Below are 13243 nucleotides of genomic sequence, written 5' to 3' on the forward strand. Positions count from 1 at the left end.
TTCCATGAAGCTTGGAGATATAGTAGAACACTTACCCGCCCACGTGGTATATCGGTGCAGCCGATTCAACGAAATAGAAATTGAACATGTTGTCGCGAGCGACCTCATGAGTGATGTCCTGGTTCTGGACTACGATAATATTCTCCTCGTTACATCCCTCGCAAGCGAACAGACTATGCGGACCGCCGATATCATCGGGGCCCGGGGAGTTTTGCTCGTGAATGATAAGAATCCCCAGCCTGCCATGAAGAAACTGGCCGAAGAACAGGATATCACCCTTCTTTCCACCCCCCTTTCAATGTTCGAAGCTTGCTGTAGCCTCGGGAAACTCATGGGAGGAGCCTGGTATGACAAACATTAAACTCATCGCCTTAGATCTGGATGATACCCTTTTGCGAGAGGACCTTACGATTTCTCACTATAGCCGGAGTGTCATAAAACAGCTCGAAAAGCGGGGTGTGACGGTAGTGCTTGCCTCAGGCCGTTCGCCTCAAGCCCTCCAAAAATATGCCCATTTCCTGGAAATGAATAAACGGCCAGGGTATCTCATTTGCAACAATGGAACCACGGTTACAGAAAGCCACACGGGGAACATCGTGTATCAGGTGCTGCTCCCCTTAGAACCGGCTCTTAAGGTGTACGATCTCGTCGATGCCGAGGGCCTGCCGATTCAGATTTACGAAGATGATGTTATTTTTGTCTCCCGCCGCAATGAGTACGCCGATCAGGATGTAAAACTCACGGGACTGCGACAGGTGGTGGTTCAAAATTTCCGCTCCCTCCTTGCGCAAGGGGCCACCAAGATGGTTATCCCTGGAGATCCCATGTTGCTTAAACCCTTAGAAATAATTTTAAAAACCTATCTGGGAGATGAGGTTACCATTTTTACCAGTAAGCCCTATTTTCTGGAAATTCTCCCGCCCTGCAGCGGAAAAGGGGAAGCCCTCGCTATAGTAGCCCAGCGCATGGGACTTAGTCCCCATGAGGTAATGGCCTTTGGGGATTCTATGAACGACGAATCCATGCTCCGGTGGGCCACCTATGGGGTGGCAATGAAAAATAGTCAGCCCGCTATTCTGGAACTGGCTCCCTACGTTACCGAATTCACCAATGAAGAAGATGGGGTAGCGCGGTTTCTAGAAAAACATCTTCTTCGGAAGGAGCCCCTTCTCCCTTCCATCTCACAGAGGAACAGGGGTCCCATCGTGACGGCGGAGGGGCAGATTTCATCACCAAGGCGCCCGCAGCCTTCTACTCAGGAGGATAATCCCCATGCAGGATGATATCCCCATCAACACGGTGGATTCCCCTTCGGTAGTACTGGAGCTTATTTTCAAATTAAAAATAAAGGATGTCATGACCACCGCCCTCATTACCGCAAAAAAAGAGGACACCCTGCGGCACATTCAAGCCTTGATGCGGGAAAACTACATTACCGGTGTTCCTATCGCAGATGACCGACGACTTTTAGGTATTGTCTCCATAGACGACATCGTGACGGCCCTCGACAAAGGCTACATTGATGACCGGGCCGAAAATCGGATGACCCGAAACGTGATTGTCCTCGAGGATGACATGCCCCTTTCCTTTGCTATTTCATACCTCAATAAATACCGATACGGTCGTTTCCCGGTGTTAAATAAAAACCGAGAGCTGGTCGGTATTATCACTTCAAAGGATGTGATCCGGGCTTTGTTAGTGGAAATGAACCGGGAGGTCCTCAGGCTTGAAAAAATTCACAAACAGGAAAATAAGGGGCCTTCTACCGCAAAAGAACTGACCTTTCCTACCACCCGTTACGACTTTGAACGGGCAGGCCATGCCTCTACCGAAATTAAAAAGGCTCTGAAACAGCTGAACCTGGATCCCAAAATCATTCGCCGCATCGCCATTGCAAGTTATGAACTTGAAATAAATCAGGTGGTTCACTCCTATGGTGGCACCATCTCCTGTTCCATCCTTCCCGACCGGGTAATCATCACCGCCACCGATACGGGACCGGGAATCGAAAATATCGAACTGGCATTGCAGGAAGGCTGGTCCACCGCCAACGAATGGATCCGGTCCCTTGGGTTTGGGGCGGGCATGGGCCTGGCAAATACCAAGCGGGTCTCCGATGAATTTTCGATCCAATCTACCGTAGGAGAAGGAACCACCGTTGTTTCGGTGGTATATTTAAATTCCCATAAAAACGATGAGGACCCATTATGAACATCCGTGACATTGTAGAACCCCTCGGCGCTACCATAGTGCAAGGCCAGTTTGAAGATCGGAATATACAGGGGGCTTATACATCGGACCTTTTATCTGATGTGATGGCCAACGCCAAGGAAGGGGGAGCCCTCATTACCATCCAGGCCCATAAAAATACGGTAGCCGTGGCAAGCCTCGTAAACATCTCGGTAATTATCGTCTGCAATAACCGTCCCATCCCCGAAGACATGATAGAAGCCGCCCGGGAAGAGGGGATAGCCATTCTTCAAACAAAGGAAAATCAATTTATTACTTCTGGGCGCTTGTATACCTTACTGGGACTCCATGAAAAGAACTAAAGCAAAAGGGGAAGAAGGCCCAGAATTGAGGGCCGCCTTCACAAAGCTGGCTTTCCGGTCGTCGGGGCACTGACGTAAGGATTGGGCCAGCCCTCGTTTCTGGACATACAGTGCTGATATTAAGGATGTACCATGCGGGCAGATTTACATAACCACTCATGCCTTTCTCCCTGTGCATCCCTTGAGATGTCTCCCCGCCGATTGGTGATCGAGGCATCCCGAAAGGGCATCACCATTCTAGCCCTCACGGACCATAACAGCACGAAAAATTGTCCTGCCTTTGAAAAACTGTGCTATGAAGCAAAGATAGTCCCCATTTTTGGTCTAGAAGCCTGCACGCGGGAAGAAGTGCACATCCTGTGTCTTTTTACCGACCTTGATGCCGCCATGAACTTTGGCGACCACTGCTACCGGCTCCTTCCGCCGATTCCCCATAACCCCGAACAACTTGGGGACCAGGTTGTGGTAAATGAAGATGAGGAGATTCTGGAAGAAGTGGGGTATTACCTTGGCTCTGCCCTGGATCTTGGGGTTGATGAAATCGGCCCCCTTGTAGAAAGTGCTGGGGGTATGGTTATTCCGGCCCACATCGACCGACCGGCCTTTTCTATGATAAGCCAGCTGGGTTTTGTAGTAGACGGCCCCTGGGCTGCCCTTGAGTGTATCCGCATCCCACCGGCCTATCCAACCGGCTCATATCCTCTTATCACCGGTTCCGATGCTCATTACGTAGAACACATTGGCCGCCGTTCCTTCGAGCTAGCTGTCCGGACCCAGGAGGAAAAAACCCCTGATAAACCCGATGAGCGCCTTGCGTGGCTTAAAGCATGCTTGGGATCACACAAATAAAAAGACAGAAGATATATTCAAATTTCCTACCACCGGCTCTACCACACATCCTCATCGTGTGAAGTGGTGGTCATGGCAGGGGGGACCACCGTTTTAGAAAGAATCCCGGGAAAGGGGCCTGCCAATGCGAATCCCTTCGCCAAGGTACTCGGTTACCTTACCTTCAATCAGGATTTGCACCTGTTTCACCGTAGGGAATTCGGTGGCGGTCCACACGATTTGTTTAAGTTGCCCCAGGTACCCTTCGGTACCATAGGGATTAAATAAAAATTCCTCGCTGAAATTAAGGTAGGCAATTCCATCTTTAACGAGAGCCGAATACAGGCGAGTGCCTGGCGGGATAAGCGAGGTATAGCCTTTTTGCTTCTCGGTCACCGTAGGCCCCTTCAGAAGACTTGCAATCGCATCCGCCAGAGGGGTGTCGCTAGAAGGAAGACTTCGTTCCACCGACACCCTTGTCACCGTACCATCTTCTTCTACCCGTACTAAATAGAGACGACGAATTCGGGGAGCCGGTTTCTCTGGCGGCGCCGACGGGGAAGTCCCTTTGGGAGATACCACCGTCGTAGGCGAGGTCTTCTCAGGCGAAACGGTTTTGGTCGGTTTTCCTGATACGGATTCATCGGTTTGTGTGGAAGGAAGTTTCCCTGAAGGCGAGCTTTCAACAGGCATAGGGGAACCCTTTTGTTTAGCGCCATCTGAAAGGGAAGGAGTTCTTTCAGGAGCAGAAGGTACTGTTTTGGAAGATATAGGGCCCGTCTCTCCAGGCGTCTGGGGGCTACCCTTCCCTGGTTGTCCCTCTGAAGAAACAGAATGGGCATCCTTTTTAGGGCCCTCAGAAGAGGGGGTCTGCAAAGTATCGGGCTGTTTCTGAGGTACTGCGTCGGGCCCCTGACTACCAGGGCCTTGCTGAGGGAAGACTTTTTGCCAGAAATTCATTTTTTCAAGGGTTTGGCTAACCCGTTCCCTGTTCAACAGAAAAAGCCCTACCACTAGGAGGATAAGGAATAACCAGAACAGACACCCGACGAGGGGAGTATTCCCTTTTTTTCTCTTTTTAGTAGCAGCCCGTGGCATGCCTTGTATGATACGGGGATTTTTTATGCCGGTCAACCGGAATACGTAAGATATACCGTTTACGAACCCCCTCCCTCTACCTTATACTCAAAGATGTGAACACCCTTTCACTAATTGGACGGTTTGTTATAGAAAAGGTTACCGGCCTCCTGTACAGTCTGGGCTTTACCGGTCGATTATTGCGGGAAACCTTTTTCTTTTTCCGACGTCGTCAGGTGGCTTTTAAAGTTCTGGTGATGCAAATCCTCTTTACGGGGGTAGAAGCTCTGGGGATTTCCACGGTCCTGGCGATTGGTATTGGGGCTACCATTAATATTATCGGTTCTTCCATATTGCCCCAGTTTGGACAAGGGCGGCTCATGTATACCCTGCTTATTGCCATCATTACCCGAGAACTGGGTCCCCTGCTTACCGCTTTTATTATCACCGCTCGGTCAGGCACTGCAATTGCCACCGAACTGGGAGGGATGGTCGTTTCCCATGAGATAGAAGCATACATCTCGGTAGGAATAGACCCCATATCGTATTTGGCGGTCCCCCGTTTCCTGGGGGTTACCCTTTCTTCTTTTTTTCTTAATATCTATTTTAATGTATTCGGGTTATTGGGTTCCTACATTGTACTCAGCTATCTGCGGCCCATTCCTTTTTCGGAATACTACGGTGGTCTCATGGATGCCTTCAGAATAATCGATATAGGAACGGGGCTCACCAAAAGTCTTGTCTTCGGAGCCCTCATTTCTATCATTGCCACCTATCAGGGGTTTTCGGTACAACGGGCATCTACTGAAGTTCCCCAGGCAGGAATCCGGGCAGTAAGTTATTCTCTCATTGCCCTGGTTATCGCAGACGGTATTCTTACCATCCTTTCGTATCAGTTATGAACACTATTATTGAAGCTCAGCGAATCAGCGTAACCCTTGCTCAATTTCCGGTTCTTACCGACGTTTCTCTTTCTATTCCTGAAGGGATGAGTACCATTATCATCGGGAAAGCGGGCTCAGGGAAAAGCACCTTGCTTAAAACCCTGGCAGGTCTGGTTGTCCCTGACGAGGGGAAGGTTCTGTACCGGGGGATTGATATTGGCAGGGCATCCCTTGCAGAAGAACAACACTTCCGCAGCGAGAGCGCCTTTGTTTTTCAGGATGCCGCCCTGTGGGCGAATCAGAGTATTTACAATAATCTAATGATTCCCCTATCTATCCATTTTCCTTCTTTGAGCAAAAATGAAATCGACAGTCGCATTCGGGAGATAGTTCAGCGGGTTGGGTATAATGAAAGCTTGGCCTACCGACCAGCGGACCTTTCCATGGGGGAACAAAAATTGATATCCCTGGCCCGGGCACTCATCTATGAACCTTCTGTACTTTTTCTGGATGAACCGACTTCCTCGCTGGACATGGAATCATCCCAGCATATCACGAACATCCTTTTAGAAGAAAAAAAGAAGGGAACCACCATCGTCGCGGTAAGTCACGACAATCGCCTTATTTCCCGCCTGGCCGATTATGTCTGTGTGGTATTCAATGGGGGTATCGCTGACTTTAATACCCTGGAAAACATTGCTCCCCGGCTTGGGAAAGACATCCAGCGATTACTTCGTTCAAAAGGTCAGGAACAGGCCTCTCTTGACGAGACAAGCCGGGACATCTACAGTTAAAAGAGCATGAAATTCCGGATTAAATACGCCGACCAGATTGTGGGCCTCTTTGTTATTCTTGCGGGGCTTCTCCTCGTGTTTATTCTTATCCTCGCAGGTGGGAAGCAACGCTGGTTCTCCCGGGACTATCGGTTTACTTCTCAATTTAATTCGGGAAGCGGCATTCCTGTAGGAACCCCCATTCTTTATAAAGGATTCCAGATAGGAAGAATAGAAAGGATACGTCTTAACCAGATGAATACGGTGGATGTGTCCCTCATTATTTATCAGGAATATCGGGATAGGGTTACGGAAAATTCTCTCCTTGAACTCGTCACAAGCCCTATCGGTTTAGGGAATCAGCTCCTTTTTTATCCGGGCAAAAGTGCTCAGCTTCTTGAAGAAGGGAGTTTTATCCCCTCTTTTGACACCCCTGCGGGGAGGACCCTCGTTGAAGCGGGGCTCGTAGAACGGCCGCCGAAGGACGATACGATTACTCGTCTTCTTTCCAATGTGAATCCCCTAGTGGAAAACATCAACGCCACGGTGGTGGCCCTAGAAAAAACCCTTACCATTCTTAATTCAGCCTTAGAAGGAAAGGGCAGCGGCCCCCTCGCACAAACCGTACAAGAGGTAGCCACATCGGCAGGGGAGATACGGGTCCTGACACAAAACCTTTCCCAAACCGTTCAGGAAGCAGGTCCTGCTATCCGGAGCGCCCTTCAAGAAACGGGGACCCGGATCCCGCAGGTCCTTTCGGACATAGAAAAAACCACGGCATCGCTGGCTTCCATTGGGAAAAACCTGGAAGCCACCTCAGCGGCTCTCCGGGACCCCACCGGCCTTGTTCCAAAGCTTTTAGATCCAAAGGGTTCCCTTAAAACCTTGCTGGATGATAACAATCAGCTCTTTAATCGGATAGATAACTCCCTCGCCCAGATTGAACAGGCCCTTACCAACCTGCAAGGGGCTACTGCCATCCTGGCAAGCCAAATGCCCCGCATAGCCGCCACCATTGACGATGCTCGGAGTGCCATTGTTTCTGCCCAGGATGTCCTTGAGGGACTTAAAAACAATCCTCTCCTTCGCGGAGGCATCCCTGAACGGATAGATCCGAAGGCGGCTCCTACGGGGCTCCGTAACGGGGACTTCTAAAGGAGTTTCAGATTATGCCTCGAGAACCGTTCCAGTTTACGGCAACCCAAAACCTCCTCCAAAAAACTCTTATGGTTCAAAATAGATTTGCTTTTCTTTTTAAAACGGGCCCCTTTCTCCTACCTCACGTCAATTCTTCTCGTAGCATGAAAAAGAGTATCCCTACCGAGAAGAAAAGTTCCTTCTCCAATCCCTTGGTTTTTCTGAAAAAAACCGTATTGTTAGGCTCCCTCTTGGTTTGCGGCATTGTCTATTTAAGCTGTTCCAGTGCCCCCAAAACTCCCGCCGAAAACCGCACCGTTCGAAACGAAGCGGGACGCCTTGTTCAGCTGGGCACTAAGGCGTTGCGGGAAGGACAAATCGCTGCAGCCCGGGGCTATTACGAAGAGGCCTATCGGCTTTTCACGTCCGTGGATGATCCCGAAGGCAGGATCCGCGCGTTGGATGGGCTTGGGCGGGTATACCCAGACAAAAATGAGTACTGGGACCGGGCCCTGACCATTGCCCAGTTTTCAGGGGATCCAGAACTTATTGCCCTGGCTTTGCTCTTAAGAGCAGAACGTCAATTGCTTTCTCAGGAATCCTCTCTTGCAGAAATTCCACAGGAAGGGGAAAACCTCGCCACGGAATTGCGGAATTGCATCAACCTGTTACAACGAAGGCCCATGGATAAAGCCCGGGCACTTCGACTGTATGGGGCTCTTCTTCGAAGCACCGGTCAATACGATGAGGCTTTGAAAGCTTTCAACGAGGCAGCCAGCATCGATCAAAAGGAAAAAGCTTATATTGAACTTGCCTCTGATAACTATTTGATCGCCTCGGTGTATTCAAAAAAGGGAATCTACAACAAGGCCCAAGAATACCTGTTTATCGCCCTTTCGTATGACAAACGGGCAGAAAATTCAGCCGGCATTGGAAACACCTACTATGCCCTGGGGCTGGTAAGCGAAAAAGCAGGAAATATCGAGGCGGCCCGGACTTACTATGAGTGGGCCAGAGCAGTATACGAAGCCATCAAAATGCAAGACCAGGTAGAGGCGATTCAAAAACGGCTTGGGACGCTTGAAAAGTAATTTTTAAATGCCCATACTAGTCCTATGGGAGAGTTGGGCCAGATCATCCTTAAAAAAATAATCCAAAAAATTGAAGAAGCGGGGGTGTTTGTTGCCTTTGTAGGGAAGGTCCTCCGCTATTTTGTTCGTCGGCCTATTCGCTTCCATCTTTTTTTGCAACAGATAGAACTCCTGGGGGTTAATTCGGTTTCCATTATTCTGCTGGCGGGCCTCGCAATCGGCATGATCTTCGCCCTTCAGATGATTATCCTGATTCAACCCTTTCAGGCCGAAATTGGGGTTGGCGCGGCAGTGGCCGTGGCCATGGCGCAGGAACTGGCCCCCATCATCACCACATTGATGCTGATCGCCAAGAATGGTTCCGCCATGGCCGCAGAGCTGGGGACCATGAAGGTCACAGAACAAATCGACGCCCTTGAGTCTATGTCGGTGGATGCAATTCATTACCTTGTAGTGCCGAGAGTCGTGGCATCTCTTTTAATTTTTCCTATCCTTACAATGCTTGCTAATGTAGTGGGAGCACTGGGGGCTCTTTTTATTGCTATAGGATTATATAAGATTGATGGGGCCTCGTATGTAGATTACATGTTTGGCGTTTTACGGCCAGCCCACATTTACATTGGGCTCATAAAGGCAAGCATTATGGGGTTTATGGTGTCCACCATTTGCTGTTTTCATGGTTTACAGGTAACCCAGGGTGCCAAGGGGGTAGGGGATGGGGCCACTAAAGCGGTGGTTACCGCTTCCGTTTCGATTTTGATAGCGGATTACCTCTTAGCCTCGTTCTTAAATCCCCTTTTTTTCGCAGTGAGGTAACCGATGGCCACGTTGATTCGAGTGCGGGACGTGTATAAATCCTTCGGAGAAAACAGGGTTCTTCAGGGGGTTTCTCTTGACATAGAAGAAGGTTCGATTTCGGCCCTCATCGGTCAGAGCGGAACCGGTAAGAGTGTTCTATTTAAAAGCATCATGGGGATGCTTTCTATTGATGCAGGAAAAATTTGGTATAAGGATATTGAATTGACGGCCCTCTCAAAGGCCGAACTTATCACGGTACGACAACATTTTGGGTATGCCTTCCAAAACGCAGCGCTTTTCGATTCCATGACGGTGGCAGAAAACCTGGCCTTTCCTCTGACAGAGGTATTGGGTATCAAAAATCAGGCAGAAATAAAAAAGCGGGTCGAAGAAATGCTCGACTGGATTGAACTGCCAGGCATTGAACAGTTGCATCCGGCGGATCTTTCCGGGGGAATGCGGAAACGGGTAGGGGTGGCCCGGGCTCTTATCATGCGACCGGATGTTCTCTTTTTTGATGAGCCCACCACCGGTCTTGATCCGGTTCTTTCGGATACCATCTATCAGCTGGTGCGCCGGGTTAACAGGGAACTGAACGTTACCTGTATCATCATCACCCACGATATACCGGCGGCGTTCCGGGTGGCGGATAAGATTTCGGTGCTTCATCAGGGTATAATAGTAGCAGATGGGAGTCCTGAGGAGGTAGCCCGATCCAATGAACCGATTGTGCAGGACTTTATCCGGTTGTCTTTTGGAGAACTAAAAGTCAAGGTTGGTGCAGCTTCATGAAATGGTCGAATTACCTTAAAATTGGACTTTTCTTTATCGGTATCGGGACCGCCGGTACTGTCTACATTGTACGCTCCACCGATGGGTTTAATGACCTTAATACTAAGGTATATCAAGTAATTATTGACGATGCCACGGGACTTACTACCAATTCGAAGGTATACCTTGCAGGAGTTCCGGTAGGTAAAATTCAGTCCATTACTATTAAAGATGACAAGGCCATTTTAAAAGTGGCATTTCTAAAAAACGTGGAACTTCGCCAGGATGCGGTAATTCACCGCCGGGCCTCTTCTATTTTAGGGACCTCCATACTGGCTCTTAGTCCAGGAACAGAACTTAGTCCCATCCTAAAAGAGGGAAGTACCATCGAAGCAGCACCCTCCATGGCGGATACCTCTGCTATCATGAATTCGGTGCAAGACCTGAGCCGCCAACTCAACCAGATACTCAAGGAATTCCAGGAACGGCAGATGGCTCTCCTCGCGGTTTCCCTTGAAACCTTTAACTCCATCGCACGGAAGATCGATGCCCAAACAGAACAACAGCTTGAACGGGTTTCCCGTATCCTCGAAGCTTCGGCAACTATTTCGGAACAGGTAGAACGAATCCTCGCAGAACGCGAAAAAGATGTCACTGTTTCTCTCACCGAACTCCGTCAGTCTTTAGAGAACCTACGGGCTATTACCGAAGAAATACGTCAGGGTCAGGGGTCGATAGGAAAATTACTGTACGACGAAGAACTTTACAATTCCTTACTTGCCACAGCCCGCGAAACGGAAGCCGCCGCGGCAAAACTGGAAGCCACAATAGAAAGCATTCAGACCCTGGCGAATAACACAAATACGGTGGTGGTGGATGCGGGGAATTTGGTTTCCCAGGTAAACAGGCTGGAAGTCCAGATTGATAGTCAGGCCCGGTATGCCATCGGGAATGGGACCTTCCAAGGGGGAGCGGCGATTCAACTTATCCCACGAAAACGAGACCGGTATTATCGCATCGGCGTAGATAGCGATCCCACAGGACAACAGTCTGCCCTGGTTTCTGCCGAAATTGGCCGAAAACTTGGCATGGTAACCCTTCATGGGGGCCTTATAGAAAACACCGCGGGCCTCGGTTTCGCCATAGAACCAACTCGATGGTTTCAAATTCGCACGGATCTCTATAATTTCCAGAAAGAAAAACTACCTAACCTTCGGGGGACCATCACGGTTTATCCCCTTTTTGATCCCCACTCAGACAAGTTCTGGAACTGGATATACCTGTATGGAGGTATCCAGAACAGTCTTTCCAGCGAGCGGGATTTCTTTGTAGGAACGGGGCTTCGTTTTACGGACGAAGAAATTCGAAGTCTCGTGGGACTTTTCTCTCTCGCCGGACAAAGATAAAAACTTCATGAGGGAAAAACCAGGGGAGCCACGCCATGTCGGATCACCGGAACTGTAAGGAGAACGGCGCCCCCTATTTCCTCCACTGTAGTAAAACTAATTCCGGATCACCGGCGATTCATCGAGGGCCACCAGTCTGCTAAAAAAGCCATCTTTCTGCACCAGTTCCCGATAGGTTCCCATTTCCACAAGCCGTCCCCGCTCAAGCACCACCACCAGGTCCGCATGGCGAATCGTGGAAAGCCGGTGCGCCACAATCAGGGTGGTCCTACCCCGCATGCTCTGCTCAATGGCGATCTGAACCTGCCGTTCCGAAGCCACATCCAGGGCACTGGTAGCCTCGTCCAGGATGAGAATCCGGGGATTTCTGATCAGAGCCCGGGCAATAGCAATCCGTTGTCGCTGGCCCCCCGATAGCCGGGAACCGTATTCACCAATAGGGGTATCAAACCCTTTGGGTAATTGTTCGATAAACTCCAGCGCATTGGCCATGCGGGCCGCTTCAATCAATTGCTCTTCTGAAAACTCCTTAAGGCCATAGGTTATATTCTCCCGAATGGTCCCCGAAAAAAGAATCACCGACTGGGGAACCACCGACACATGATGCCGGACCGTCCGCATATCCAGTGTGGAGAGGTCCTTCCCATCCAGAAAAATAGCGCCCTGATTTGGTCGGCGAAGCCCGAGGACAAGCTGCATCAAGGTAGATTTTCCTGAACCACTGGCTCCTACGAAGGCTACTGACTGACCCGCGGTGATAGAAAGCGTAAAATCCTGAACCGCATGTTCCGTTGTCCCGGGATACGAAAAATACACATTTTTAAAATCGATGTTTCCCTGAACGTTTTGTACCACGAGCTTCCCTTCGTTTTCTTCTACTTCGGGATCTTCTAGAATTTCTCCAATCGAGTTAATTGCCTCTATTCCCCGCTCAAGTTCGGGATATACATTCAAGATGGTACTTACCGCATTCAGCACTGCCCCATATAAGCCCTGAAAAAGGACCACATCCCCAACACCAATCTTTCCCTGGAGCGCAAAGGGAATAGTAACCGCCAGACACAATACCTGGAGAAGCTGAAAAATAACCCAGTTGATAGCCCCAAAGACGGCACTTACCACATCGAGTTTAACCCCATTTACCTGGATTACCGAAAATTGTTTTTCCAGTTTTGCTATTTCCATCCGCTCAAGCCCATGGGCCCGGGTGACGGGGATCATTTCTATCATTTCCGTCAGGTGTTCGTTCATCTTTTCCATGTCCTGCCGGAGGATCGCATTGGTTTCCCGCATCTTACCCCGGAACACCTTGATTACCAGGACGGCAATAGGCATAGAAACAACAAAGACCACCGTCAGCAAGGGCTGTTTGGAAAGGGTCATCCAGAGGGCAAACAAAAAGGTCACCAGGGCAGGTAAAAGGCTATTCATGCTCAGCATGATAAGGTTACGAATCGACTCCACATCCCGGAGCACCTTTGACTGAATGGCCCCCGAATGGTATCGGTCATGAAACGAAAAAGAAAGCTGTTGCAACTTTCGCACAAGGGAAAGACGGAGGGACCCTTCGATTTCTCGCACCGACGTAGCAAGAAAATAAATAAAAAGGCTCTGGGTCGGGATGTTTTGGAGCACCAGAAACGCAATAACCCCAAGGTTGATAAGTATTACCCGAATTTCTCCAATACCTACCGTCCCCTGGGTTACCGCTTTACTCAAAGCGGTGATGATATTGGCCGTAACTACCGGCATGGCCCACACCGGGGAATGTTTAATAATAAAGAACAAAGCCGCCAGGGCTAGATTCTTTTGTTCCCGATCAAAGAAGTGATAAAAGGTTTTTACCGGATGTTTTTTATTAAAATAAAACTCATGGCTAAAACTGGCGGCCCCCTGGCCTGAACGGTTTAAAATAGACATAAAACC

The 13243-nt window shown here is 49.5% G+C and carries 14 protein-coding genes; 12 read left to right on the forward strand and 2 right to left on the reverse strand.

The annotated features are described in order from the left end of the window. Nucleotides 1-4: 4 nt before the first annotated feature. The 5 genes from C5O22_RS04675 to C5O22_RS04695 all read left to right on the forward strand — a co-directional run bounded on the left by C5O22_RS04675 (nucleotide 5) and on the right by C5O22_RS04695 (nucleotide 3401). Nucleotides 5-361, forward strand: coding sequence for a hypothetical protein (locus tag C5O22_RS04675; protein ID WP_132780040.1), 357 nt, complete (start codon nucleotides 5-7; stop codon nucleotides 359-361). Beyond that, nucleotides 348-1283 (forward strand): Cof-type HAD-IIB family hydrolase, encoded by a 936-nt coding sequence (locus C5O22_RS04680; RefSeq protein WP_132780041.1) that lies wholly within the window; start codon nucleotides 348-350, stop codon nucleotides 1281-1283. The genes C5O22_RS04675 and C5O22_RS04680 overlap by 14 nt, the downstream gene beginning before the upstream one ends. Beyond that, nucleotides 1273-2211, forward strand: coding sequence for a CBS domain-containing protein (locus C5O22_RS04685; protein WP_132780042.1), 939 nt, complete (start codon nucleotides 1273-1275; stop codon nucleotides 2209-2211). Before C5O22_RS04680 ends, C5O22_RS04685 begins: the two co-directional genes overlap by 11 nt. Further along, a complete protein-coding gene (locus C5O22_RS04690) occupies nucleotides 2208-2552 on the forward strand; it encodes a DRTGG domain-containing protein (RefSeq protein ID WP_132780043.1) in 345 nt (114 codons plus the stop codon). The genes C5O22_RS04685 and C5O22_RS04690 overlap by 4 nt, the downstream gene beginning before the upstream one ends. 132 nt (nucleotides 2553-2684) lie before the next feature. Further along, a complete protein-coding gene (locus C5O22_RS04695; RefSeq protein ID WP_132780044.1) occupies nucleotides 2685-3401 on the forward strand; it encodes a PHP domain-containing protein in 717 nt (238 codons plus the stop codon). A 93-nt stretch (nucleotides 3402-3494) separates the two neighbouring features. Here C5O22_RS04695 and C5O22_RS13470 read toward each other — a convergent pair whose 3' ends face one another. Next, entirely contained in the window at nucleotides 3495-4073 is a 579-nt protein-coding gene (locus C5O22_RS13470) for a GerMN domain-containing protein (protein ID WP_165910403.1), read from the reverse strand. A gap of 500 nt (nucleotides 4074-4573) precedes the next feature. Between C5O22_RS13470 and C5O22_RS04705 the strand changes: the two genes are divergently transcribed. The 7 genes from C5O22_RS04705 (at nucleotide 4574) to C5O22_RS04735 (ending at nucleotide 11317) form a co-directional block, all read left to right on the forward strand. Then, complete coding sequence (locus tag C5O22_RS04705) at nucleotides 4574-5359, forward strand: ABC transporter permease (RefSeq protein WP_243692867.1); 786 nt, start codon at nucleotides 4574-4576, stop codon at nucleotides 5357-5359. Beyond that, the gene (locus C5O22_RS04710; RefSeq protein WP_132780046.1) at nucleotides 5356-6135 is read left to right on the forward strand and encodes an ABC transporter ATP-binding protein; all 780 of its coding nucleotides are present in this window, start codon (nucleotides 5356-5358) and stop codon (nucleotides 6133-6135) included. The genes C5O22_RS04705 and C5O22_RS04710 overlap by 4 nt, the downstream gene beginning before the upstream one ends. A gap of 6 nt (nucleotides 6136-6141) precedes the next feature. Beyond that, nucleotides 6142-7269, forward strand: a complete 1128-nt coding sequence (locus tag C5O22_RS04715; RefSeq protein WP_132780047.1) for an MlaD family protein — start codon at nucleotides 6142-6144, stop codon at nucleotides 7267-7269. A gap of 146 nt (nucleotides 7270-7415) precedes the next feature. Next, a complete protein-coding gene (locus C5O22_RS04720; protein WP_165910404.1) occupies nucleotides 7416-8342 on the forward strand; it encodes a tetratricopeptide repeat protein in 927 nt (308 codons plus the stop codon). Between the two features lie 24 nt (nucleotides 8343-8366). After that, nucleotides 8367-9158 (forward strand): MlaE family ABC transporter permease, encoded by a 792-nt coding sequence (locus C5O22_RS04725; protein ID WP_132780049.1) that lies wholly within the window; start codon nucleotides 8367-8369, stop codon nucleotides 9156-9158. A 3-nt stretch (nucleotides 9159-9161) separates the two neighbouring features. Next, complete coding sequence (locus C5O22_RS04730) at nucleotides 9162-9932, forward strand: ABC transporter ATP-binding protein (protein ID WP_132780050.1); 771 nt, start codon at nucleotides 9162-9164, stop codon at nucleotides 9930-9932. Next, entirely contained in the window at nucleotides 9929-11317 is a 1389-nt protein-coding gene (locus C5O22_RS04735; RefSeq protein WP_132780051.1) for an MlaD family protein, read from the forward strand. Before C5O22_RS04730 ends, C5O22_RS04735 begins: the two co-directional genes overlap by 4 nt. Before the next feature lie 96 nt (nucleotides 11318-11413). On the opposite strand, the gene C5O22_RS04740 is transcribed toward C5O22_RS04735, so the two are convergent. Further along, on the reverse strand, nucleotides 11414-13237 hold the full coding sequence (locus C5O22_RS04740; RefSeq protein WP_132780052.1) for an ABC transporter ATP-binding protein: 1824 nt from the start codon (nucleotides 13235-13237) through the stop codon (nucleotides 11414-11416). Nucleotides 13238-13243: the final 6 nt, after the last annotated feature.

It is taken from the genome of Treponema sp. J25 (assembly GCF_004343725.1).
In the GTDB taxonomy this organism is placed as follows: domain Bacteria; phylum Spirochaetota; class Spirochaetia; order Treponematales; family Breznakiellaceae; genus J25.

Excerpts from the sequence above, each read along its gene's own strand:
- C5O22_RS13470 (WP_165910403.1), bottom strand. The coding sequence starts at position 4,073 with ATGCCTGTTGAAAGCTCGCCTTCAGGGAAACTTCCTTCCACACAAACC.
- C5O22_RS04720 (WP_165910404.1), top strand. The coding sequence starts at position 7,416 with ATGAAAAAGAGTATCCCTACCGAGAAGAAAAGTTCCTTCTCCAATCCC.
- C5O22_RS04685 (WP_132780042.1), top strand. The coding sequence starts at position 1,273 with ATGCAGGATGATATCCCCATCAACACGGTGGATTCCCCTTCGGTAGTA.
- C5O22_RS04725 (WP_132780049.1), top strand. The coding sequence starts at position 8,367 with ATGGGAGAGTTGGGCCAGATCATCCTTAAAAAAATAATCCAAAAAATT.
- C5O22_RS04695 (WP_132780044.1), top strand. The coding sequence starts at position 2,685 with ATGCGGGCAGATTTACATAACCACTCATGCCTTTCTCCCTGTGCATCC.
- C5O22_RS04680 (WP_132780041.1), top strand. The coding sequence starts at position 348 with ATGACAAACATTAAACTCATCGCCTTAGATCTGGATGATACCCTTTTG.
- C5O22_RS04690 (WP_132780043.1), top strand. The coding sequence starts at position 2,208 with ATGAACATCCGTGACATTGTAGAACCCCTCGGCGCTACCATAGTGCAA.
- C5O22_RS04710 (WP_132780046.1), top strand. The coding sequence starts at position 5,356 with ATGAACACTATTATTGAAGCTCAGCGAATCAGCGTAACCCTTGCTCAA.
- C5O22_RS04675 (WP_132780040.1), top strand. The coding sequence starts at position 5 with ATGAAGCTTGGAGATATAGTAGAACACTTACCCGCCCACGTGGTATAT.
- C5O22_RS04740 (WP_132780052.1), bottom strand. The coding sequence starts at position 13,237 with ATGTCTATTTTAAACCGTTCAGGCCAGGGGGCCGCCAGTTTTAGCCAT.
- C5O22_RS04715 (WP_132780047.1), top strand. The coding sequence starts at position 6,142 with ATGAAATTCCGGATTAAATACGCCGACCAGATTGTGGGCCTCTTTGTT.
- C5O22_RS04730 (WP_132780050.1), top strand. The coding sequence starts at position 9,162 with ATGGCCACGTTGATTCGAGTGCGGGACGTGTATAAATCCTTCGGAGAA.
- C5O22_RS04735 (WP_132780051.1), top strand. The coding sequence starts at position 9,929 with ATGAAATGGTCGAATTACCTTAAAATTGGACTTTTCTTTATCGGTATC.